At 41.1% G+C, this 21,583-nt stretch carries 21 protein-coding genes; 15 read left to right on the top strand and 6 right to left on the bottom strand.

The genetic code is table 11. The annotated features are described in order from the left end of the window. Position 1: 1 nt before the first annotated feature. The gene (locus C9J40_RS17285) at positions 2-1,027 is read right to left on the bottom strand and encodes an ABC transporter permease subunit (protein ID WP_107207694.1); all 1,026 of its coding nucleotides are present in this window, start codon (positions 1,025-1,027) and stop codon (positions 2-4) included. A gap of 793 nt (positions 1,028-1,820) precedes the next feature. Between C9J40_RS17285 and C9J40_RS17280 the strand changes: the two genes are divergently transcribed. The 7 genes from C9J40_RS17280 (at position 1,821) to C9J40_RS17250 (ending at position 9,525) form a co-directional block, all read left to right on the top strand. Further along, complete coding sequence (locus tag C9J40_RS17280; RefSeq protein WP_107207695.1) at positions 1,821-4,451, top strand: TonB-dependent receptor; 2,631 nt, start codon at positions 1,821-1,823, stop codon at positions 4,449-4,451. Between the two features lie 103 nt (positions 4,452-4,554). Beyond that, on the top strand, positions 4,555-5,322 hold the full coding sequence (locus C9J40_RS17275) for a DUF3450 domain-containing protein (protein WP_107207696.1): 768 nt from the start codon (positions 4,555-4,557) through the stop codon (positions 5,320-5,322). After that, the gene (locus tag C9J40_RS17270; protein WP_107207697.1) at positions 5,322-6,683 is read left to right on the top strand and encodes a MotA/TolQ/ExbB proton channel family protein; all 1,362 of its coding nucleotides are present in this window, start codon (positions 5,322-5,324) and stop codon (positions 6,681-6,683) included. Before C9J40_RS17275 ends, C9J40_RS17270 begins: the two co-directional genes overlap by 1 nt. A 9-nt stretch (positions 6,684-6,692) precedes the next feature. After that, positions 6,693-7,220, top strand: a complete 528-nt coding sequence (locus tag C9J40_RS17265; protein ID WP_107207698.1) for a MotA/TolQ/ExbB proton channel family protein — start codon at positions 6,693-6,695, stop codon at positions 7,218-7,220. Between the two features lie 26 nt (positions 7,221-7,246). Beyond that, positions 7,247-7,654, top strand: a complete 408-nt coding sequence (locus C9J40_RS17260; RefSeq protein ID WP_107207699.1) for a biopolymer transporter ExbD — start codon at positions 7,247-7,249, stop codon at positions 7,652-7,654. 4 nt (positions 7,655-7,658) lie between these two features. Next, positions 7,659-8,297 (top strand): energy transducer TonB, encoded by a 639-nt coding sequence (locus tag C9J40_RS17255; protein ID WP_107207700.1) that lies wholly within the window; start codon positions 7,659-7,661, stop codon positions 8,295-8,297. Positions 8,298-8,310: 13 nt separating this feature from the next. Further along, the gene (locus tag C9J40_RS17250) at positions 8,311-9,525 is read left to right on the top strand and encodes a lipopolysaccharide assembly protein LapB (protein WP_107207759.1); all 1,215 of its coding nucleotides are present in this window, start codon (positions 8,311-8,313) and stop codon (positions 9,523-9,525) included. A gap of 66 nt (positions 9,526-9,591) precedes the next feature. Here C9J40_RS17250 and C9J40_RS17245 read toward each other — a convergent pair whose 3' ends face one another. Beyond that, a complete protein-coding gene (locus C9J40_RS17245) occupies positions 9,592-9,840 on the bottom strand; it encodes a hypothetical protein (protein ID WP_107207701.1) in 249 nt (82 codons plus the stop codon). A gap of 215 nt (positions 9,841-10,055) precedes the next feature. Next, positions 10,056-10,610 carry a D-glycero-beta-D-manno-heptose 1,7-bisphosphate 7-phosphatase gene (gene gmhB / locus C9J40_RS17240; RefSeq protein WP_107207702.1) on the bottom strand — a complete coding sequence of 185 codons (555 nt, stop codon included), beginning with the start codon at positions 10,608-10,610 and terminating at the stop codon, positions 10,056-10,058. 261 nt (positions 10,611-10,871) lie between these two features. On the opposite strand from gmhB, the gene metN reads away from it, so the two are divergent. From metN to C9J40_RS17200, 8 genes are all read left to right on the top strand, one after another. Beyond that, on the top strand, positions 10,872-11,906 hold the full coding sequence (gene metN, locus C9J40_RS17235; RefSeq protein WP_107247526.1) for a methionine ABC transporter ATP-binding protein MetN: 1,035 nt from the start codon (positions 10,872-10,874) through the stop codon (positions 11,904-11,906). Next, positions 11,896-12,582, top strand: coding sequence for a methionine ABC transporter permease (locus C9J40_RS17230; RefSeq protein WP_107207704.1), 687 nt, complete (start codon positions 11,896-11,898; stop codon positions 12,580-12,582). The genes metN and C9J40_RS17230 overlap by 11 nt, the downstream gene beginning before the upstream one ends. Positions 12,583-12,624: 42 nt before the next feature. Further along, positions 12,625-13,440: a MetQ/NlpA family lipoprotein gene (locus tag C9J40_RS17225; RefSeq protein ID WP_107247525.1), complete on the top strand. Its 816-nt coding sequence runs from the start codon at positions 12,625-12,627 to the stop codon at positions 13,438-13,440. A gap of 103 nt (positions 13,441-13,543) precedes the next feature. Next, positions 13,544-14,245, top strand: a complete 702-nt coding sequence (gene tsaA / locus C9J40_RS17220) for a tRNA (N6-threonylcarbamoyladenosine(37)-N6)-methyltransferase TrmO (protein WP_107247524.1) — start codon at positions 13,544-13,546, stop codon at positions 14,243-14,245. A 126-nt stretch (positions 14,246-14,371) separates the two neighbouring features. Beyond that, positions 14,372-16,087 (top strand): proline--tRNA ligase, encoded by a 1,716-nt coding sequence (locus C9J40_RS17215; RefSeq protein WP_107207707.1) that lies wholly within the window; start codon positions 14,372-14,374, stop codon positions 16,085-16,087. Positions 16,088-16,281: 194 nt separating this feature from the next. Continuing rightward, a complete protein-coding gene (locus tag C9J40_RS17210) occupies positions 16,282-17,139 on the top strand; it encodes a GGDEF domain-containing protein (protein ID WP_107207708.1) in 858 nt (285 codons plus the stop codon). A 134-nt stretch (positions 17,140-17,273) separates the two neighbouring features. Beyond that, positions 17,274-17,480 carry a YaeP family protein gene (locus tag C9J40_RS17205; RefSeq protein ID WP_107207709.1) on the top strand — a complete coding sequence of 69 codons (207 nt, stop codon included), beginning with the start codon at positions 17,274-17,276 and terminating at the stop codon, positions 17,478-17,480. Further along, complete coding sequence (locus C9J40_RS17200) at positions 17,480-17,668, top strand: DUF4250 domain-containing protein (protein WP_107207710.1); 189 nt, start codon at positions 17,480-17,482, stop codon at positions 17,666-17,668. The genes C9J40_RS17205 and C9J40_RS17200 overlap by 1 nt, the downstream gene beginning before the upstream one ends. 51 nt (positions 17,669-17,719) lie before the next feature. Here C9J40_RS17200 and C9J40_RS17195 read toward each other — a convergent pair whose 3' ends face one another. From C9J40_RS17195 to accA, 3 genes are all read right to left on the bottom strand, one after another. Next, positions 17,720-18,931 (bottom strand): aromatic amino acid transport family protein, encoded by a 1,212-nt coding sequence (locus C9J40_RS17195; protein WP_107207711.1) that lies wholly within the window; start codon positions 18,929-18,931, stop codon positions 17,720-17,722. 255 nt (positions 18,932-19,186) lie between these two features. After that, positions 19,187-20,503, bottom strand: a complete 1,317-nt coding sequence (gene tilS / locus C9J40_RS17190; protein ID WP_107247523.1) for a tRNA lysidine(34) synthetase TilS — start codon at positions 20,501-20,503, stop codon at positions 19,187-19,189. A 104-nt stretch (positions 20,504-20,607) separates the two neighbouring features. Next, entirely contained in the window at positions 20,608-21,567 is a 960-nt protein-coding gene (gene accA / locus C9J40_RS17185) for an acetyl-CoA carboxylase carboxyl transferase subunit alpha (protein ID WP_006647122.1), read from the bottom strand. Between the last annotated feature and the right edge of the window lie 16 nt (positions 21,568-21,583).

Below are 21,583 nucleotides of genomic sequence, written 5' to 3'. Positions count from 1 at the left end.
ATTAGGCTCCAAACTTCACGCGAGGGTCGACCAAAGCAACACAGATATCTGACAAGATATTTCCAACCAATAACATTGCAGCATTAACAGCAACAATCCCCATAACGACGGGGTAATCACGCTCCATGATCGACTCGTAGCCTAATAAACCAATACCATCAATATTGAAAATAACTTCAATAAGAAAAGATCCCGTCATAAAAAATAATAAGGAATTACCAAAGTGACTCGCAATCGGAATTAAACTGTTGCGTAAAGCATGCTTTCTTACCGCACGCTTAAAAGGTAATCCTTTCGCGATCGCTGTTCGGATATAATCTGACGACAAATTCTCCATTAGATTATTTTTCATCGTCATCGTTAACGTTGCAAAATCACCAATCAAATAACAAATTAATGGTAGAATCGCGTGCCACATGATGTCTTTAAAACGCTCGAAAAAGGTTTCATAATCTTCATAGTCATCACTAACAAAGCCCCCCATTGGTGTCCATTCCAAGTGATAACTAAATAAAGTGATGAGTAGTACACCAACAACATAACCGGGTAAGGCATAGCCGACGAAGATGAGAATAGAAGAGGAGGAATCAAACACCGAACCATGTTTCAGTGCTTTGTAGTAGCCAAGAGGAATAGAAATAAAGTAACTAATAAAGAACGTCATACCGCCATAAAATAATGAAACAGGTAATCGCTCTGCAATCATTTCAGAAACTGGTTCGTAATATCGGGTAGACTCACCTAAGTCTAACTGCACGAGGCGAAACAACCATTCTGAATACGCTTCCATCACGGGTTTATCTAGCCCATAAAACGCATTAAGTTCAGCCATTTGCTCTTCCGATAAAGCAGAATTTCCGCCAGCAGAAGACATAGCTGCACCACCATCACCTTGTGCTTGCATATTTGCCAACATACGCTCGACAGGACCTCCTGGCACAAAGCGAGTAATAGCAAAAATTAAAACCGTAATACCAAGAAAAGTAGGGATCACAAGCGCCATTCGGCGTAAAAAGTACGAAAACATGTCTTAACTGACTCCCTGTTAATTCATGCTGGTGATGATATACCAGCGATAATAATTTACATTTTAGTAACTTCACATTTAATGCACTGGTTCATCCTGAACAAGCAACATCACTCACCAACAGCATGTCTTACTATAAATATCCAACATAAATACAATGAATTACGAATAGCTTCAACCCAACGCTATAATCTTGTGCCATAAATGCCCCGAAAAGCACAAAACACAAAATGGAAACAAAAAAACAACATTTATCTGCTATTTAATCCATTTACATTCAGGATTAGGCACTTCTTCCCTTGTGAATATTACAAAAATATTGCATTTTTATGCATTTATTCTTATTCCTTAATCGGTCACATAGAGCATTAACCTAAAGAGTGGTCTAACCACAGCCCTATTATTCCGGCAACAACAGATCCTCTCGCTAAGAATCAACTAACTAACAAATGCATAAATAATCATTTAGCCAATATTGGTAACTTGTGCTACCTAAAAAATAAAAAGCAGTTCATTTAACTGGCTTTACTTGATATAGAAGGATATTGAGTCAATATTAAAATAACCACATTCAGGCAAATAAAATAGCACTAAAAGCCAGCTGATTACCCAGTAATTAGAATTAAACACCAAATAAAATAAAAAACATGAATTTTATACCGTTTTATCGTTTGGTGAATAATTCATCCTACTGGTTTGACTTCATATTTTCGCTTCGGTTATACCATTAATAACGTTAACAACCAGTTAACAGAAAAATAATTTATACCTAGGAAGATAATGGAGCGCATGGATGTATAAAAAAAATACAGCGTTGTCGGTTGCCGTCAGCCTAGCGCTAGGCTCATTGAGCGTAGCCCCTATGGTCGCCTATGCCGAAGAAGAAGTTGAAAAGCTTCAAAAAATGAAAGTAACGGGTTCACGTATTTCTCGTGTTGATATGGAAGAAGCGGAACCGGTTCAAGTACTTTCCTCTGATTATATTGAAAATACGGGATTAGTTTCACTTGGCGATGTCTTAAACCAAATACCAGGAGTTGGTGGCACAGTTCAGAGCTCTTCTGTCAACAATGGTAGTAATGGTGCAGCAACAGTTAACCTAAGAGGACTAGAAGCTAAACGTACTTTAGTTCTTGTTAACGGTCGTCGTATGGTAAATGGTGGTACAGGTGCAAATGCTTCTGTTGACCTTAATATGATCCCAACCGCGATGGTTGAACGTATCGAAGTGCTAAAAAATGGTGCATCGTCTGTTTACGGTTCTGATGCTGTTGCTGGTGTTGTTAACATTATCACTAAGCAAGACTACGAAGGCTTTGAAGTTAATGTAAAGCAAGGGGCAACCTCAAAAGGTGATGGTCAAGTCACTGATGTTAGTTTACTTGCAGGTTCTTCAAGTGATCGCGGTAATATCACTTTCTCTGCTGGCTACTCTGAAGAAAAGAAAATCATGGCGGGTGACCGAGGGTTTTCTAATACAGACATCATGCATGACGGTCTAGGTGGTACATACGTAGGTGGTAGTTCTGCTACACCATGGGGTTACTACGATGGAAAAACATTTGGTCCAGAAGGTGGCAGTTCGCTGCGTGATTTTTCTGCACCCGATGATTTATACAACTACGCGCCAGATAACTACTTAAAACGCCCATCGGAACGTATGTACCTAGCAACACAAGGAAATTACTTGGTTGCTGAAAATGACATTTTAGGTCCAGTGACGGCAAGTTTTGAAGCGCTTTATTCAAATTCAAAGTCAAACTACCTTCTTGCTGCTGAACCTATTTTTGGTGCATTCCAAGGGTATGGCCCAATCTCTGCTGACAATGAGTTTAATCCAACAGGTGCTGATATTACTGACTGGCGTCGACGTATGGTTGAAACCGGTGGTCGAAATCGCTCATTTGAATCAGATACAGCGCGCTTTGTATTCGCTTTAGACGGTGAATTTTCTAACGGTTGGATGTGGGATACTAGCTTTAACTGGGGTAAAACCAAAACTAACCAGCTTGAAAGCAACGTATTCATGAAAGATCGCGTTTCTAACGCTGTCGGCGCATCAGCAAACGGTCAATGTTTAGACAGCGATGGCACTGTTATTGCCGGCTGTGTACCGATGAATGTATTCGGTGAAGTTAGCCAAGCCGCTTTAGACTATGCGACATTCACTCGCCAAGATTCAGGGTATAACCAGCAACAAATTTTCGACTTTAATGTTACTGGCGATCTTTTTGAACACGAAATGGGTACCGTCGCCTTTGCGGCAGGTTATCAAACGCGTACTGAAAAAGGTGGCTCTCAACCAGATGCATTGGTCGTGCTTGGTAATGCTAGTGGTAACGCAGAATCGCCAACTGAAGGTTCATACAGTGTCGACTCTTTCTACGGTGAATTACTGATCCCTATCCTTTCAGATGTCACATTAGCTGATTACCTTGAAGCAAAAGTATCGGCTCGACATGATAAGTACTCATCGTTTGGTGGGGAAACAACGATGGGTTATAGCTTCTTGTACCAGCCAGTTGAAGATGTCCTGTTCCGAGGCACGTACAGTGAAGTATTTAAAGCACCGTCAATCGCTGAACTTTATGGTGGTTCAGCAGAAAGTGCGGATGTCTTAACGGATCCTACCGGTCAAGACTCAAGTGGACGATCTCAGTTCCCTGTATTCTATGGTTCTAATGAAGAGCTTAAACCAGAAGAGGGCCACACAGCTTCTCTTGGTTTAGTGTATTCACCATCATTTGTTGATGGACTATCAACCACTGTCGACTACTGGCAAATTGAGTTAGAAAACTTAATCGATAATATCGATCCTCAATTAATGCTTGATGAGTGTGCAACGTCAGGAAAGTACTGTGACAAGATCACTCGTTTTGCTAATGGTGATATTAAAGCTATCGATGCGCGTTTAACTAACGTCGGTAATTTGAAAACTGACGGTCTAGATGTAAATGTCCGTTACGCCTATGACTTTGACCCTATGGTACTGAGTCTAAACTGGGAAAATACATACGTTTTAAACTACGAACTGACTCAGTCTGATGGCACAGTTGAAGATTACAACGGTAAATTCATCAGTGATTCGATAGGTCTATTCTCAAAATTCCGTTCAACACTAAATGTTGGTCTAGCACAAGATGCATGGCGTGCTAACTGGACGACGCGTCTGATTGATGGTGTTGATTACGAACTACCAGGTACTGATAAAGAAACATATGACTTTAGCGTTCCAACCGTTGTTTACCACGATATAAGCGCTGCATATGCCTTTGATAATGGTATTACGCTATCTGGTGGTGTGAATAACTTATTTGATAAAGAGCCACCACTCATTCTAGATACCATCTCTGCTAACACAGATACAACAACCTATGATGTTGGCGGTCGATACTTCTACGCTAACCTAAACTTCAAATTTTAAAGTAACTAACTGATTAAGTTACTAATAAATTATAAATTTCCGGCACGATATATCGTGCCGGCCTTCCCCCTGACTGACAAGCCACACAAACAAGGATGTATCAATGAAATTAAAAACATTCGGTGTGAATGCCATCACCGCAGCCTTGCTCACTTTTAGTGGTGCAACTTTGGCATCAAATGCAGATGCTGTTATTTCAGCTCAAGCGAAAGCCGATAAATCAGCCCAAGTCTCGCAAAATAAAATCGATAAATATGCTGATAGTGCAGATGCGATGTTAGCCGAATACAAAGGCCTGCTTCGTCAAATTGACAGTATGACGGTCTATAACAAGCAAATTGAACGCATGGTGCTATCTCAACAAGAAGAGCTTAATTCACTCAACAATCAAATTGCTCAGATAGATCAAACAGCAACAGAGGTTGTGCCGTTGACGCTAAAAATGGTGACGGCTCTCGATGAATTTATCGCTCTAGACCTTCCATTCCAGCAAGAAAACCGTGAAAAACGCATTAATGAATTGAAGCGAATGATGGACCGCGCAGATGTCACTACATCTGAAAAGTTCCGTAAAGTGATGGAAGCATACCAAATTGAAGAAGGCTTCTCGCGCTCGATTGAGTCTTACAAAGCAAGCTTAGATCGCGATGGTGAAACCGTTACTTATGACTTTTTACGCATCGGTCGTACCGCCCTTCTTTATCAATCACCAGATGGTGGAGAAACAGGGATGTGGAATCAACAATCGGGCAAATGGGAAACTCTGCCAGAGAGTTACCGCATTGCTGTTCAACAAGGTATTCGAATTGCTAAGAAACAAGCACCACCAGCACTGATTAAGCTACCTGTATTCACTGGGGAGGATAAATAATGAAAGGATTCAAATCATTAGCAGCAGTTTTACTCGCCAGCCTTTTTATGGTCTCAAGCGCACAAGCTGAAGCACCTAAAAATCTTAATGAGCTTCTAAAAAGTGTTAAGTCTGAAAGTATTGTTGAGTCAAAAGAAAACAAAGCCCGTGAAGCTGAGTTTCTTTCAGATAAAAATAAACAGGCCGCATTATTACAACAAGCAAAAGCAAAATTACAAGCAGCAACCGAGCAAGGTGATCAATTAAAAGCCACTTTTGATGACAACGACAAACAATTAACAGAGTTAACAGAAACCCTGCGCGTGCGCTCTGGTACCTTAGGTGAAATGTTTGGTGTTGTTCGCCAATATGCGGGTGAATTTAAAGGACTCTTTCACGCGTCACAAAATGCAGTTCAGTTTCCTGAGCGCGATGCTTTACTGACAAAATTAGCTGAGAGTAAAGAGCTACCTTCAACTGAAGAGCTAGAGTCTTTTTGGCACACTATTTTACAGCAAATCATTGTATCAGGCGAAACGTCTACGACACCGGCAACCGTAGTGTATGGCGAAGGTAAAGAAGCAACGACTGACGTAACACTGCTTGGTGAGTTCAATGCTATTGCTGACGGTAAGTATGTTACATACGTACCTGAAACACAGAAATTTGAAGAGCTATCGCGCCAACCTGCTAACAATATTACGACATTAGTATCAGGTTTCGAGGCCAATAAAGACACTTACCAACCACTTTTCATTGACCCATCTCGTGGTGTCATTCTTTCACTACTGGTACAAAGCCCAACTGTTAAAGAACGAGTAGAGCAAGGTGGAATTGTTGGTTATGTCATCCTTGGTATGGGTGCGATTGGTGCATTAATTGCGCTAGTTTGTTACCTACGACTACTGATTATTGGCAACAAAATGCGTAAACAAGAAAAATCAGACACGCCGCTGAAAAATAACCCATTAGGTGAGGTGATTGAAGCCTACCAAGATCACAAAGGTGACAACCTTGAAGATCTTGAAGCCAAGTTGGATGAAATCATTCTACGAAACGCACCTCGTATCGAACGCTTTGTTGGCTCAATTAAATTGTTCGCCTCTGTCGCCCCACTACTTGGCCTACTGGGTACCGTAATGGGTATGATTGGTACTTTCCAAGCTATCACGCTATTTGGTACAGGCGATCCAAAACTGATGGCTGGCGGTATTTCTGAAGCCCTAGTAACCACAATGTTAGGTCTGGTTGTCGCAATCCCACTCCTGTTCCTATACACCTTGGTACACAGTAAGAGCCGTCGCTTGATCCAAACACTTGAAGAGCAGAGTGCAGGCTTTATCGCTCGTTACCAGGAAAAGCTACACAAAGCCCAAGATTAAGGAGGCGTTATGTGGTGGTTAATTGAAGAACTGGAGTCAATAAGACGCTTTCTAGGTATGGGTGGTGATGTCCTCATCGCCATCTTTATACTCAGTTTTATGCTTTGGATTGTTCTCCTTGAACGTTGGTTTTACTTCATCGCTGTTGCACCCAAAGCCGCGAAAAGTGCACTTAACAATTGGATGACAAGAAAAGATCACAACAGTTGGAATGCAAAAGCTATTCGTCAAGAAATTATATCGAAACAAGATATTGAAAATAAACGTGGCTTACCCGTTATCAAAGTATTGATAGCACTCTGCCCACTACTCGGTTTACTCGGGACGGTAGTTGGTATGATCCAAGTTTTTGATATTTTGGCCGTCGTTGGAACCGGGAGTCCTCGTGCTATGGCATCGGGTATTTCAAAAGCAACAATCCCAACACTTGCTGGCATGGTGGCATCGTTATCTGGACTATTTTTTAGTACCCGCCTTGATCATCAAGCAAAAATGACGACACAGAAGCTAGAAGACCAACTTAAGCATATTGCCTAAATTCAAAGGATTGAGAGGTATAGGTCATGAAAAGACGCTATAGCAGTGATAGCAGCGATGAAGCAGCTATCGATATGACACCCATGCTCGACATCGTATTTATCATGTTGATTTTCTTTATCGTTACAACATCGTTTGTAAAAGAAGCGGGTATCGAAGTCAGTCGACCAAGTGCAAATTCCGCGCAAGTGGTTAAGAAAGGTAACATCATGGTTGCCGTTGGTGCCGCAGGTGATGTTTGGGTCGATAAACGCCGTATTGAAGTTGATGCAGTGCGAGCCAATATTGAACGTCTACGTGCTGAAAGCCCTGATGGAGCGGTAGTCATTCAAGCCGATCAAGAAGCCAATGCTGGCGTGGTTGTAAAAGTCATGGATCAAATAAAAATGGCAGGTGTTGAAAATATCTCCATTGCCGCAACGAATAAGGATTAAGCCTATGCGGTATTTGGTCTCTATTGCACTGGCGCTCGTTGTCTCCCTCGGGTTGTTCTGGGGGATGGACAAGCTAGTAAATAAAGAGCGCCACGAGCTGACGTCGGATGAAGATCTTCGTATGGTTGACTTCATCCACGTTAAACAAAATGAAAAAATACAGGAGAAGAAACGCGAATTGCCAAAACCTCCGCCACCACCAAAACGCCCGCCACCGCCACCAGAAATGAAGGTAACGGCAACGGTAAAACCGGTGATGGAACAAATGCCAATGGACACGCCACAGTTAAATTTACCCGTTAATGTAACTGGTGGTTCCGTGCTAGGGCATTATTCTCAAGGCGGTGGTGCACAAGCGGTTGGTGGTAACAATGGTCCAATTCCACTAGCAACATTTCAGCCTCAAATGCCTCGAAAGGCTGCACGTTCAGGGCTTGAAAAAGGGGTCGTGTTACTCGAGTTTGTGGTTAATGAGCGCGGCGCGGTTGAAAACGTAAAAGTTCTCAAAGAAACACCTCGTAAGCTTGGCTTAGGCAAAGCTGCGAAAAAAACTGTTTCTAAATGGACCTTTAAGCCCAAAATGGTTGATGGTAAACCAGCGAGTGCGAAGATGTCTCAAGAGATCGAGTTCTCAACCAATTAAGGAGTCAAACATGATGAAATCAATAAAACACATGCTGGCTTCTCTCACGCTTGCTGCGGGTGTGCTCTCTGCACCCGCAGTAGCCAATGAGAACCCGCAACTTTCAGATCGTACTTTTCGTACTGTGAACAAAGTTCAAGAACTCATTGCAGAGGAAAAGTACAACGAGGCCATTAGCAAACTAAATAAATCGTTAAGTAGTTCAAATAAGAAGAAGTATGACCGTGCCGTGTTATTGCAACAAATGGGGTTTCTTTACTCTTTAAAAGATAATTACCCGAAGGCTGCCAAATATTTTGCTGACGCATTGAAAATGGATGCGCTACCAGTACCGGTGGCACAACAAGTTCGTTATAGCTTGGCACAGTTATATTTAGCAGAAGAGCAATACAAAAACTCGGTCAACACCATGAATACATGGTTTAAAGTTGCTAAAACGACCAAAGAAAAACCACCCGCGCATGCTTACATCACACTGGCAAGTGCTTATGTTCAAATGGGAAATTATAGAAACGCAATTGCACCTACAAAAAAAGCGATCTCAATGACGAAATCGCCGAATGAATCGTGGTACTTATTGCTAGTTTCATCCCATTACGAATTAAAGCAATACAAAAGTGTTGCGAGTGTCCTGAAAACCTTAACGAATAAGTATCCAAAGAAAAAACGTTATTGGATGCAACTATCTGGGGTTTATATGGAGCTCAACCAGAATAAAAATGCGCTAGCGACTCTTGAAGCTGCTTACAAATTAGGTTTGTTAGAGGGAGAAAAAGAACACCTTCGCTTAGTAAACTTTATGGCATACCAAGGTATTCCCCACAGAGCAGCGAAGATAATGGCGCAAGAAATGGCAAATAATAACATTGCTCGTACTCATGCAAATATTGAGAAGCAAGCCAGTTTTTATCATCAGGCAAAAGAGCTAGATGAAGCCATCAGTACCTATAAGCAAGCTTTTAAAATTGCACCTTCAGGTAAACAACAAATCCGTATCGTTAAATTAATGATACAGGATAAGCAATTTAAGCAAGCAACTGCTTTTGCTAACAGTTCATCCAACGCTAAACGCGATGAAAAGGCTGAACTCGCTTACCTTAGGGGCATGGCTTACTTTGAATTAGATCAGCATCAAAATGCTTTAAAGGCGATGAAAACAGCTGCGCAGTCATCTTCGATGAAAAGCAGTGCTGAGCCATGGATTGCATTTTTAGAAGACCAAAGCTAAAGGTACCATCACCTTTCACTGCCGTGATCTTGTGTGAGTCAGTCACACTGTTTGGGGAAGTATTTATTACTTCCCCTTTTTTATCTCGTTAAGCACCGCATTTTGTGTGTCTGATAATGTTTGTTTCAACGTCTTAGCATTTTCTTGCTCAATGACAGCAACGACATTTACTTGCTGATCTGCAATTTGATGAAATTGAGAGAGATACCAATCACCACTTTCATCTGGTTCATTCGCATTAGTACTAAACGAGCTCACAACACTTATTGAAATTACAGCCGTTTTTATAGCATTAATAAGTACACGCCACATCATGAATAAATCCCCCTAAGAGCATTATTAATCAATTCATTCTGTAATCTGCAGAAATTGTACCAATCTTAAAAATGTTATTATTTCTAATGTTTTTGACAAAAAACGGGCTCAGTTAGTCTAACTCACTAAGCTAAATCGTTAACTTTTCGTTAAAACGACCAGTTATAGAGACAAAAAAGGCCGTTTAATAACGACCTTTATATAAGCACTCATTTCTATTGAATTGCTAACCACTCTGGTACATCAGCAATACTGTCTAACACCACGTTTGCTAACGCTTCACCTTCATCCGTGATCGGCTTACCTGTACGTACGAGCACTTTTAAAGCAACATCAGCAGCTGTGGCTGCTTTCATGTCATCCGCTTTATCACCAATCATCACAGATTGCGACATATCGATTTTCAAGAAATCGCGAGCTGAAATAAACATACCTGGTTTGGGTTTACGGCAATCACAATCTTGCAAGTAATCACCCTGCCCTTTTGTTGCATGGTGCGGGCAGTAGTAAATACCATCAAACTCAACGCCATTATCAACAAAATTCCAGTCCATCCACTCTGTTAATGAAGTAAATTCATCTTCACTAAACATACCGCGAGCGATACCTGATTGGTTAGTCACCAATACGAGTAGATAACCCATTTCTTTGAATTTTTTACATGCTTCAAATACCCCGTCAATGTATTCGAAATCATCAACGGTATGGACATAGCCGTGATCAACATTAATCACGCCATCACGGTCAATAAAGACTGCAGGTTTGGCCAAAAGGATAGCCCTCTTAAATCATAAATTTTTTAGATTATGGCACGAGTTAATAATGAAGAGTACTCGTTATTGATTAACGCTCACAACATAGCCGTTTGGACGTCTAGATGTAAAAATAGCTATTGACAGCTTTTGTAATAGAACATAGCATCACAATTTCAGGTTAGTTACTTATTTAACCCTAATAAAACAAATAACCATAAATTTATACAATAGTTTTTCAAGATCATACAATAGTTTTATCTAGGAGCAGGACGTTCAATGATAGAAATAAAGCAACTCAATAAAGTCTTCTATCAAGGCGATAAGGCTATAAACGCATTAAGCGATATAAACCTTACAATTAAGCAAGGTACTATCTTTGGGGTTATTGGCTCATCCGGTGCAGGGAAAAGTACCCTCATTCGTTGTGTTAATTTGTTAGAGCGCCCTTCTAATGGTCAAGTGATTGTCGATGGTATCGATCTTACTACTCTATCGAACCAAAAACTCACTTTGGCTCGTCGTAAAATAGGCATGATTTTCCAACATTTTAATCTCCTTTCATCTCGCACAGTTTTTGATAATGTTGCTTTGCCTCTTGAATTAGCCAATACCAATAAAGCGATAATAAAAACAAAAGTGACAGAGTTACTGGCTTTAGTCGGTCTTGAAGATAAACACCAAAGCTACCCAGCAAATTTAAGTGGTGGACAAAAGCAACGTGTCGCGATTGCTCGTGCGTTAGCCTCTGATCCCAAAGTGTTACTCTGTGATGAAGCCACCAGTGCATTAGATCCTGCCACCACGCATTCGATTCTGGAGCTACTGCAAGAAATTAACCGAAAGCTAAACCTAACTATTTTGCTTATTACCCATGAAATGGATGTCGTGAAGCGTATCTGTAGTGAGGTCGCAATTATTGGTGACGGTAAATTAGTTGAACAGGGATCAGTCGGTGATATTTTCTCACACCCCAACACCGAATTAGCCAAAGACTTTATTCGTTCAACATTGGATTTGTCGATTCCAGCTGATTACCAAGCTCGTATGACGCCAACACAAGTTGAAAACTCATACCCTCTTATTCGTTTAGAGTTCACCGGTGCTTCTGTTGATGCGCCACTGATAAGCCAAGTAACACGTAAGTTTGGTTTAGATATCAGTATTCTCAGCTCGGATATGGATTATGCGGGAGGAGTAAAATTTGGACTGATGTTAGCAGAGTTTTTTGGTGATCAAGACTCTGTTGAGAATGCGGTCAATTTTCTACGTCAAAATAAAGTAAATGTTGAGGTGCTTGGCTATGTCGCTTAATGATTTAACCCTGTGGTGGCAACAAAATACCCGCCTGATTGATTTACTGATTGAAGCATTAGGACAAACATTAACCATGGTGTTTGTATCAGGGCTAATTGGTTTTGTTATTGGTATTCCTTTGGGTGTCACCCTTCACTTAACGAAGAAAAATGGCTTATTAGAAAATACCGTTGTTAATAACATCCTTGGCATTATCGTTAATATTGGCCGCTCTATTCCTTTTATTATTCTGCTGGTTGCGATCATTCCATTTACCCGCTTTGTCGTAGGTAGCTCAATTGGTACTGCTGCGGCGATAGTTCCTCTTGCTGTAGGAGCAATTCCTTTTATTGCTCGTTTAGTTGAAGGGGCATTGTTAGAAATTCCATCAGGCCTTGTGGAAGCAGCACAATCTATGGGAGCAACACCACTACAGATCATTAAGAAAGTGCTATTACCAGAAGCATTACCAGGCATCATCAATGCGGTAACGATCACCCTTGTTACCTTAGTCAGTTATTCCGCGATGGCGGGTACGGTTGGCGGTGGCGGTTTAGGTGATGTCGGTATTCGTTATGGCTACCAACGTTTCGATGGCACCGTCATGGCTATCACAGTCGTCGTTCTAATAGTACTGGTCCAAATTATTCAATCTGTCGGTGATTACCTCGTAAAACGTGTTGATCATCGATAATCAAAACACTTTAAGGAAAACCCCATTTTAAGGAGAAGTTGTATGGCGTTTAATCTAAAACATGTTTTTGCTCTTGCAGGTGTTGCTGCAGCCCTATCACTAACAGGCTGTAGTGAAAAAGAAGCCGTAGTTGATAATAGCAAGGTAAAAATTGGCGTCATGGCAGGAGCCGAAGAGCAAGTTGCTGAAGTTGCTGCAAAACAAGCAAAAGAAAAATATGGCTTGGATGTAGAGTTAGTTTCTTTTACTGATTACGTATCACCGAATGCGGCATTAGAAGAAGGCTCTATTGATGCTAATGCTTTCCAACACAAACCATATCTTGATCAGCAAATTAAAGATCGCGGTTACAAGTTTGCGGTAGCGGGGAATACATTTGTTTACCCAATTGCAGGTTACTCAAACTCAATCAAATCTGTTGATAAGCTAAAAGACGGCGATAAAGTGGCAGTACCAAACGATCCTACCAACCTTGGTCGTTCACTCTTACTTCTTCAACAGCAAGGCCTAATTAAACTAAAAGACGGTTCAGGTTTAACTGCTACAGTATTAGATATTGTTGAAAACCCGAAAAACTTAAAGATTGTTGAGCTAGAAGCAGCACAATTACCACGCTCTTTAGATGATGTGGCACTGGCTGTTATTAATACCACTTACGCAAGTAGCATTAACTTAACGCCTGAGCGCGACGGTGTGTTTGTAGAAGATAAAGAATCACCATATGTCAACCTGATTGTGTCTCGTGCAGATAATGTGAATGCGGAAAACGTGAAGAAATTTGTTCAAGCGTACCAATCTGAAGATGTATATAACTCTGCGAAAAATATCTTTAATGGTGGTGTGGTAAAAGGTTGGTAATCCCTCCTTTCTACTAACCATGTACTTATCGGGTAGGTCTCAGCACCTACCCTTTTTTATGCTATATTCTTAGCTCTTTTGGCTTCTTAATTGGCTTCATTCCATGTCTTATAACATCGAACCTATCGGCATTATCCACTCTCCCTATAAAGAAAAATTTGCTGTTCCTCGGCAGCCTGGGTTAGTGCCAAGTGCGCGTTCTGAAATTGTTTTACAAGGTGCTGCAAATTCATTAGAAGCGGTAAGAGGCATAGAGCAATTTAGTCATTTGTGGTTATTATTTTTGTTTGATCAGAATTTAGATGCCGGATGGCGCCCAACCGTTAGACCGCCTCGATTGGGCGGTAATGAACGCATTGGTGTGTTCGCTAGCCGTGCCACATTCCGCCCCAATGGCATTGGCATGTCTGCGGTCGAATTAAAAGGCATTCGCCATGAAAACGGTAATGTGATCATTGAACTCGGTGGTGTTGATCTCGTTGATGGTACGCCTATTATCGATATTAAGCCTTATATCCCTTATTCAGACAGCTTGCCACAAGCACAAGGTGGATTTGCTTCTAACACACCGGATCTAATGCCCGTGTGTTTTAGTGAAACAGCGCTCAATCAACTACCAGCAAAAAACAAAAGCTATTATCAAACCGTGATCTGTGAAATTTTAGCGCAAGATCCACGTCCTGCTTATAAGAAAGGTAAGCCAGATCCAAAACAATATGCGGTGCATTTATTTGATTTTAATGTTCACTTCTCAGTAACAGAGCAACAAATAACCGTTAATCAGATCGAGAAAGTTAATCAATAGCAGATCTTATACAGTTATCTTTGGCGAATAGCGTGTAGGCTGGTAAGATATTCGGCTATCGTCAGATCACTGACGGGCGGGATTTATCCCTTCTTTTTTAATCTAATTAATCAACGGATACCATCAATGCGTACCAGTAATTATCTTCTTTCTACTCTGAAGGAGACTCCAAACGACGCAGAAGTTATTAGCCATCAGCTAATGCTACGTGCAGGTATGATCCGTAAGCTGGCTTCAGGTCTATACACCTGGCTACCTACAGGTCTGCGTGTTCTGCGTAAGGTCGAAAACATCGTTCGCCAAGAGATCGACAATGCAGGCGCAATCGAAACCTTGATGCCCGTTGTTCAGCCGTTTGAACTATGGGAAGAAACAGGCCGCTCAGAAAAAATGGGCCCTGAACTACTTCGCTTTACTGACCGCCATACTCGTCCGTTTGTGCTTAGCCCAACAGCAGAAGAAGTGATCACAAGCCTAGTACGCAACGAAGTAAGCTCTTACAAGCAACTTCCGTTGAACCTGTACCAAATCCAAACTAAATTCCGTGACGAGCGTCGTCCACGTTTCGGCGTAATGCGTGCACGTGAATTCTGCATGATGGATGCTTACAGCTTTGACATTGACAAAGAAGGTCTACAAAAGTCTTACGATGCAATGCACGACGCTTACTGTAAAGCGTTCGATCGCATGGGTCTTGAGTACCGTCCAGTATGGGCCGACTCTGGCGCAATCGGTGGTAATGGCTCTCAGGAGTTCCACGTATTAGCAGAAAGCGGCGAAGACTTAATTGCATTCTCAACTGAATCTGACTACGCAGCAAACATCGAAAAAGCAGAAGCACTAGCCCCTGCTCACGATCGTGCTGCACCAACAGTGGAACTGTCTGTTATCGATACACCTAATGCGAAAACTATCGATGAGTTAGTTGAGCAACACGGTATTGCTATCGAGAAAACGATCAAGACCTTATTTGTTAAAGCTTCTGATGAAATCGATGCGCCTATCGTAGCGCTATTGGTTCGTGGTGATCACGAATTAAACGAAATTAAAGCTGAAAACCTAGACTGGGTTGCTTCTCCACTTGAAATGGCAACTGAAGAAGAAATTCGCCAGTTCGTTAACGCAGGTCCTGGCTCACTAGGTCCTGTCGGTCTTGAGCTTCCATTTATCGTTGACCGTACTGTTGCTGTAATGAGCGATTTTGCTGCAGGCGCAAACATCGATGGTAAACACCATGTTGGTATCAACTGGGGCCGTGACGTTGAGCTAGATCGCGTTGAAGATCTACGTAATGTAGTTGAAGGTGATCCAAGCCCATGTGGCCAAGGTACATTGATGCTAAAACGTGGTATCGAAGTGGGTCACATCTTCCAGCTGGGTAATACATACTCTGAGAAGATGAACTGTGGCGTGCTAGATGCTAACGGTAAAAACACCATTCTAGAAATGGGTTGTTACGGTATTGGTGTATCACGTGTTGTGGCATCAGCTATCGAACAGAACCATGACGAAAACGGCATTATCTGGCCAGATGCGCTTGCACCATTCCACGTTTCTATTGTTCCTATGAACATGGCGAAATCAGAAGAAGTAAAAGAAGCGGCAGAGAAGCTATATGCCGATCTAACTGCTGCTGGTATTGAAGTACTGTTTGATGATCGTAAAGAACGCCCTGGCGTAATGTTTGCAGATCACGAACTACTAGGTATTCCACATACTATCGTTATTGGTAACCGTAGCCTTGAAAACGGTGAGATGGAATATAAAAACCGTCGCACAGGTATCAAAGAAGCCGTTGCGGTAAATGATGTTGTTGCGTTTATTAAGCAAAAAATGGCTTAAGTAAAAAGCTAATAACATATTGAAAAAGCTGTCGTTATGGCAGCTTTTTTTCTATTCTTTATTTTAAAAAAACATTTTACTCACTCCCATTTTTTTATGTAACAGTAAATATCCGTTACAATCTTGCCGTTATCATTGATCTGCTCAAAATATGCCCTATAGTGACAAATCAAATAGTTATTGATCTTGTCGTAATGGAACAGGCTTTATTTAATCGATCTCATTCCTCACCTTCCCCTAAGCTAAAGCAAAAACCTTTAGCTGCGGATCAACGTCTGTTGATCCTGCAAAAACTTCAAGGGAAGCTGGAGATCCAAGCGTTATTTCAACCTCTCTGCAGAGAGCTAGATAAACAAATTGATATCGCTCGTTTAGTCTGGACCCTTGATGAAACTACAACATTGATCCGCCAAGGAAAACCGACACCTCATCAAAACAGCTTTGCTTTACGCTTTGGTGATAACTCTTTAGGCTCACTTCATTACTCCACTCTTTATCCGTTAGATAACGACGAAATAAGCCTATTACATACCTACCACCGTTTATTTGCAGGCCCTCTATTTAATGCGATTGAATATCAAAAAGTAAAACATATGGCACTGAAAGATAAACTTTCAGGGCTATGTAATAGAATGTGTTTTGAGCAAGATATTCATCATGCTATTGCGATGAGCGAAAAACGAGATGTGGAGTTGGTACTGTTTATTTGTGACTTAGATAATTTTAAACAAGTGAATGATAACTTTGGTCATCTTGATGGCGACAAAGTCATTAAAGATTTTGCTAATGCACTGAAGTTTGCAACGCGCACTTCAGATCGTTGTTATCGCATTGGAGGTGATGAATTTATTATTTTACTTCAACCTGCCAGTGCTCGCTCTGAAATAAAAGTGGTATCACGGATCAACCAATATATTCAACAAAGCCCTATCTTGGGTATCTTAAATATTGGATTTTCTTATGGCACAGCGACCTTTAATAAAGGTGATTCTATGCTGTCTTTAATTGAACGTGCCGATCGTAAACTTTATCATCACAAGCGTAATAAATAATCATCTCGTTGCGCTAAGCACCATAAATCCTACGTTTTTATTTTATTTAACGCTATGATGATCCACGTTAATAGTGAGTATATTCGAAGTGAGCCCCTACATTCTCTTCGAATACTTTCTAGAAAGGATGAATGATGCAAATTTATCAATGCTGTGAGCTTATCCGAGCAACTTACGCGCAAATTGGTAGTGGTGATCAAGGTTATATTCCTGCGGCTATTAGCTGTGCAATTAAAACCTTCAATGATATTGCCGAAGATACTAATTTACCGCTTGAAGTCCGTGAGCGTGCAGCGTTTGCTGCAGCAAACTTATTAATCAGTGATCATGAGGACAAATAATGGATTTAGCTAAATTTGAAAGCATGGATCCCATCATGTTAATGAGTATTGTCAACATGAAGATCCGTGATGACTTTCAAGATCTCGATGAACTCGTTAAATTCTACGAGATTGATCGCCAAAAGCTGATCGATAAACTTGCAAGTGCTGGCTTTGAATACTTGCCTGAAGTTAAACAATTTCGCTAAACAAAAAACGGAAGCTTAAAGCTTCCGTTTTATTTTTAGGTTAAACCCGTATTAGCCTTTAAAGATCGGCAGTAAATTTGCCATCGCCATAATGTGGAAGATTGCGGTCACCACACCAAAGCCAATCACAACATATACCGTCACATTACCGCCAGGCACAACAAACCCATCTTTCTTTTCTTTGCATTGACGAGTCTTTTTCGCTAATAAAGCAGGAATAATACACGCCCAAATCGTTGCAGCAGCACCGGCTAAACCAATCGCAGACAAGAAACCCAGTGGTGCAAATAATGAAAGGATCAGCGGTGGTAAGAAAGTGATAGCCCACGTCTTCAAGCGTCCTTGTTTTGAATCTTCAAAGCCAAATAAATCGGCCAAATAATCAAAAACCCCCAAACCAACTCCGATAAACGAAGAAACAACAGCGGCAATCGAAAAAATACGGATTGCTTGTTTAATGCTGTTTGAGTCAATAACGCTATCAAGTGCTTGCGTTAAAGCATCAATACCACCACCAGCCGAAACCACAGGACCAAATGCATCACGAGGTAAGTTGCCAAAAATACAAATCACCCACACTAAATAGAAACCTAACGCGATAAATGTGCCACCTAGAATCGCATTTTTAGCTTGGTATTCATCGCGGTAATAGTCGCGCATTGTGCTCACCGAATGGTGGTAACCAAAAGAAGTTAATGCTATAGGTAATAGTGCTAACGCATAAGGAGAATAGCTGGCATGTAAGTGAGTTGTATCCAGTAAAACAGGAACTTTGATATGCGTCGCTAGTCCTGAAATTCCAATTAAGAAACTCACCAACATAAAAACAATCAGTAAAATAGAAATACGATCAACCGCACGCGTTGAGTGCAGAACAAAGGTTGAACTGATTGCGACAAATAAAATAGAAGCTAACTTACTATCAACCCCTAATATATTACTAAAAATCATACCTGATGATGAAATATAGGCATAAAGCAAGATACCACCAACAAAGTATAATGACAGATTATTAATAATATTAATTTTAGTATTAAGTACATCTTTTGTGATGGTATTAAAAGACACTTTAAAATCATAATGCTTAAGCGCTTCTAATAATAACCAGCCTGATAATGTCATCATAACCATGGTTAAAGATATTGCAATAACGCTCCAGAATGTCCATGCACCCGCCCCAGCACTCGGTAAACCTAACATGCCCGCGCCTACACAAACGCTTGCAATAATACACGCTCCGCCAAGTGTCGATGGTTTGCTCATTTCTTTCCCTTCCAACTATCGTATCAGTAGACTAGTACACTAATACCTTTTGTATTTTATCGCAATAAAAAGTTACTAAGCAGGCTAAAAAAACAACATAATAAAAATTAGCTATATATCCTTCTTCACAAAACATGATTTAAAAGCATAAAAAACACCGTAATAAATAATATATTACGGTGCAAAGTAAATAATATTTCGATGAAAGATAGGGTGCTTGAACTTACTAGGAAAATAATGCCCTATTTGTCTTTTTTAAGAATTAAGAGCAATCGTAATATCATGACCAGAAAACTCAGAGACGACAAAATACCCCGCTACAGCAGCAAGTTTATCGCCATAAAAGATAAGAGGCGTACGGCTGCGTAACCAACTTGGCACATTATATTCTTGATAAAGTTTTTTTAATTTTCTGCTGCCACATCGCCCTACAGGTTTTATAGCATCACCTTGATAGTGAAAGCGCACGGTTATAGACTCATCAGATTCAGGCTGTCTTAATAAAGGATAATCACCCTCTTGGCTTAAAACCAGCGTCCCTAAGTTTTGCGGTAGCTGGCAAGGAGAATCTAAATCAATATTGTTTTTCCACTGGCTAATATCATCCCACTGCCGCAGTAAATATAACTTCTTTTGATAGCGACGCACTTCAACATTTGCCCAACACAGTTTAGGATTCGCATCTTCTTTTGCCTGAACTACGTTAAACCAAATCTGTTCAAGCTGTGCTAACGATGGCATTAAGACTGATTGTTTTTTTAACCATTGACGAATTAACGCCATACCGACACGTTGAGTCACATCAGAAGCAAGCAGTAAGCTACCATCAGCTTGGATCGCTTGAGCAAGTTGGGTGGCTAATAACTCAGCTAGTAATGCTTCTTGTTCACCGCACAATGCGCTACTTCGTGCGACTGATTTATGAATACTTGGCCAACGTTCAACTAGTCGAGGCGTTATTTGATGGCGAATAAAATTGCGATCATAACGCTCATCTTGGTTACTTTCATCTTCAACCCAAGAGAGTTTGTGCTCCAATCCGTATTGCTCAATATCAGCACGAGTAATATTGAGTAATGGTCTTAAATGCGTCCCTTTAGCAAAAGGGAGTATCATTGGCATCGCTGCTAATCCAGCAGGGCCACTCCCGCGCTTTAATGCCAATAGAAAAGTTTCAATCTGATCGTCACTGTGTTGAGCGGTTAATAGCATGTCACCCATGTTGACGTGTTGCGCTAAAATGTTATACCGCGCTTCTCGTGCAGCTTGCTCAAGGCTAATTCGGTTTCCTGTTAGCACTTTTACACGTTCAACATCACAGCTAATGCCGGCACTTTTAGCCCAAACCACACACTTATCAGCCCATATATCAGCATTAGTGCTTAACCCATGATGTACATAAACGGCATGACAGCTATATTCTGGATTTTGTGTAATAAATCGCGCTATTAAATCAAGCAGTACACGAGAATCGAGCCCACCACTAAAAGCAAGAACAAACCGTTTGCTTGCAGGGAGATGAGTCAATAATTGACGACAAAAAGCAGAATACAACATGATATCTTTCAACATTAAGAGAAAACTATAGTCTATCGCAGCCTATCAAAGCACTAAATGGGAAAAACAAAAAAGGCCAGCTTAATTGCTGACCTTTTACTAAACGTTACACCAACTTTTTAGCAGTAACCATAACTCATTAGACGCTGATAACGACGTTCAAGTAACGTCTCAGTATCTAATTCATCCAGTTCAGCCAATGTTGCCTTAAGTTGTGCTTTTAATGTATTTGCCATTAGTAACACATTACGGTGAGCGCCACCCAGCGGCTCTTCAATGATGTTATCAATCAGCTCCAACTCTTTTAAGCGAGGAGCTGTCATACCCATTGCTTCAGCCGCTTGCGGTGCTTTGTCTGAATCACGCCATAAGATTGATGCACAACCTTCTGGTGAAATAACAGAGTAGGTTGAATATTGCAGCATATTAACGCAATCACCCACACCGATCGCTAATGCGCCGCCAGAGCCGCCTTCACCCACCACATTACAGATAACAGGCACTTTCAAGCCAGACATAACTTTTAGGTTCATCGCGATAGCTTCTGATTGACCACGCTCTTCAGCGCCGACACCAGGATATGCACCAGCTGTATCAATGAAGGTAATCACAGGCATATTAAAGCGCTCTGCCATTTTCATTAAACGTAATGCTTTACGGTAACCTTCTGGTTTAGGCATGCCAAAGTTACGCTTCACCTTCTCAGTCGTACCACGGCCTTTTTGATGACCAATCACCATAACAGGACGGCCATCAATACGGGCAATACCACCGACTAACGCTTTATCATCAGCAAACGCGCGATCGCCTGCCAATTCATCAAACTCTTCGAACATGTGCTCGACATAATCAAAAGTATATGGGCGCTGAGGATGGCGTGCGAGTTGCGCAACCTGCCATGCACCAAGATCACCAAAGATTTTCTTGGTAAGCTCTAGGCTTTTCTTTTCTAGTTGCTCAATTTCTTTTTCTAGATCAACCGAATTAGACTCATCACGACGAGATACATCACGTAATGCTTCAATTTTTGCTTCTAGCTCTGCAATCGGTTGTTCAAACTCGAGGAAGTTCAGGCTCATACCACTTAAAATCCTT

Origin of the sequence: Photobacterium sp. GB-72, from assembly GCF_003026095.1 — a bacterium.
In the GTDB taxonomy this organism is placed as follows: Bacteria; Pseudomonadota; Gammaproteobacteria; order Enterobacterales; family Vibrionaceae; genus Photobacterium.
This window is presented reverse-complemented; position numbering and strand designations above follow the sequence as displayed.

What these genes read in the sequence shown, in the direction of transcription:
- C9J40_RS17200 (WP_107207710.1), top strand. Translation starts at nt 17,480, where the DNA reads ATGGATTTAGCTAAATTTGAAAGCATGGATCCCATCATGTTAATGAGT.
- C9J40_RS17255 (WP_107207700.1), top strand. Translation starts at nt 7,659, where the DNA reads ATGCGGTATTTGGTCTCTATTGCACTGGCGCTCGTTGTCTCCCTCGGG.
- C9J40_RS17215 (WP_107207707.1), top strand. Translation starts at nt 14,372, where the DNA reads ATGCGTACCAGTAATTATCTTCTTTCTACTCTGAAGGAGACTCCAAAC.
- C9J40_RS17230 (WP_107207704.1), top strand. Translation starts at nt 11,896, where the DNA reads ATGTCGCTTAATGATTTAACCCTGTGGTGGCAACAAAATACCCGCCTG.
- C9J40_RS17270 (WP_107207697.1), top strand. Translation starts at nt 5,322, where the DNA reads ATGAAAGGATTCAAATCATTAGCAGCAGTTTTACTCGCCAGCCTTTTT.
- C9J40_RS17210 (WP_107207708.1), top strand. Translation starts at nt 16,282, where the DNA reads ATGGAACAGGCTTTATTTAATCGATCTCATTCCTCACCTTCCCCTAAG.
- tilS (WP_107247523.1), bottom strand. Translation starts at nt 20,503, where the DNA reads ATGTTGAAAGATATCATGTTGTATTCTGCTTTTTGTCGTCAATTATTG.
- C9J40_RS17245 (WP_107207701.1), bottom strand. Translation starts at nt 9,840, where the DNA reads ATGATGTGGCGTGTACTTATTAATGCTATAAAAACGGCTGTAATTTCA.
- C9J40_RS17225 (WP_107247525.1), top strand. Translation starts at nt 12,625, where the DNA reads ATGGCGTTTAATCTAAAACATGTTTTTGCTCTTGCAGGTGTTGCTGCA.
- C9J40_RS17280 (WP_107207695.1), top strand. Translation starts at nt 1,821, where the DNA reads ATGTATAAAAAAAATACAGCGTTGTCGGTTGCCGTCAGCCTAGCGCTA.
- tsaA (WP_107247524.1), top strand. Translation starts at nt 13,544, where the DNA reads ATGTCTTATAACATCGAACCTATCGGCATTATCCACTCTCCCTATAAA.
- C9J40_RS17285 (WP_107207694.1), bottom strand. Translation starts at nt 1,027, where the DNA reads ATGTTTTCGTACTTTTTACGCCGAATGGCGCTTGTGATCCCTACTTTT.
- C9J40_RS17195 (WP_107207711.1), bottom strand. Translation starts at nt 18,931, where the DNA reads ATGAGCAAACCATCGACACTTGGCGGAGCGTGTATTATTGCAAGCGTT.
- C9J40_RS17265 (WP_107207698.1), top strand. Translation starts at nt 6,693, where the DNA reads ATGTGGTGGTTAATTGAAGAACTGGAGTCAATAAGACGCTTTCTAGGT.
- C9J40_RS17205 (WP_107207709.1), top strand. Translation starts at nt 17,274, where the DNA reads ATGCAAATTTATCAATGCTGTGAGCTTATCCGAGCAACTTACGCGCAA.
- metN (WP_107247526.1), top strand. Translation starts at nt 10,872, where the DNA reads ATGATAGAAATAAAGCAACTCAATAAAGTCTTCTATCAAGGCGATAAG.
- C9J40_RS17250 (WP_107207759.1), top strand. Translation starts at nt 8,311, where the DNA reads ATGAAATCAATAAAACACATGCTGGCTTCTCTCACGCTTGCTGCGGGT.
- C9J40_RS17260 (WP_107207699.1), top strand. Translation starts at nt 7,247, where the DNA reads ATGAAAAGACGCTATAGCAGTGATAGCAGCGATGAAGCAGCTATCGAT.
- C9J40_RS17275 (WP_107207696.1), top strand. Translation starts at nt 4,555, where the DNA reads ATGAAATTAAAAACATTCGGTGTGAATGCCATCACCGCAGCCTTGCTC.
- accA (WP_006647122.1), bottom strand. Translation starts at nt 21,567, where the DNA reads ATGAGCCTGAACTTCCTCGAGTTTGAACAACCGATTGCAGAGCTAGAA.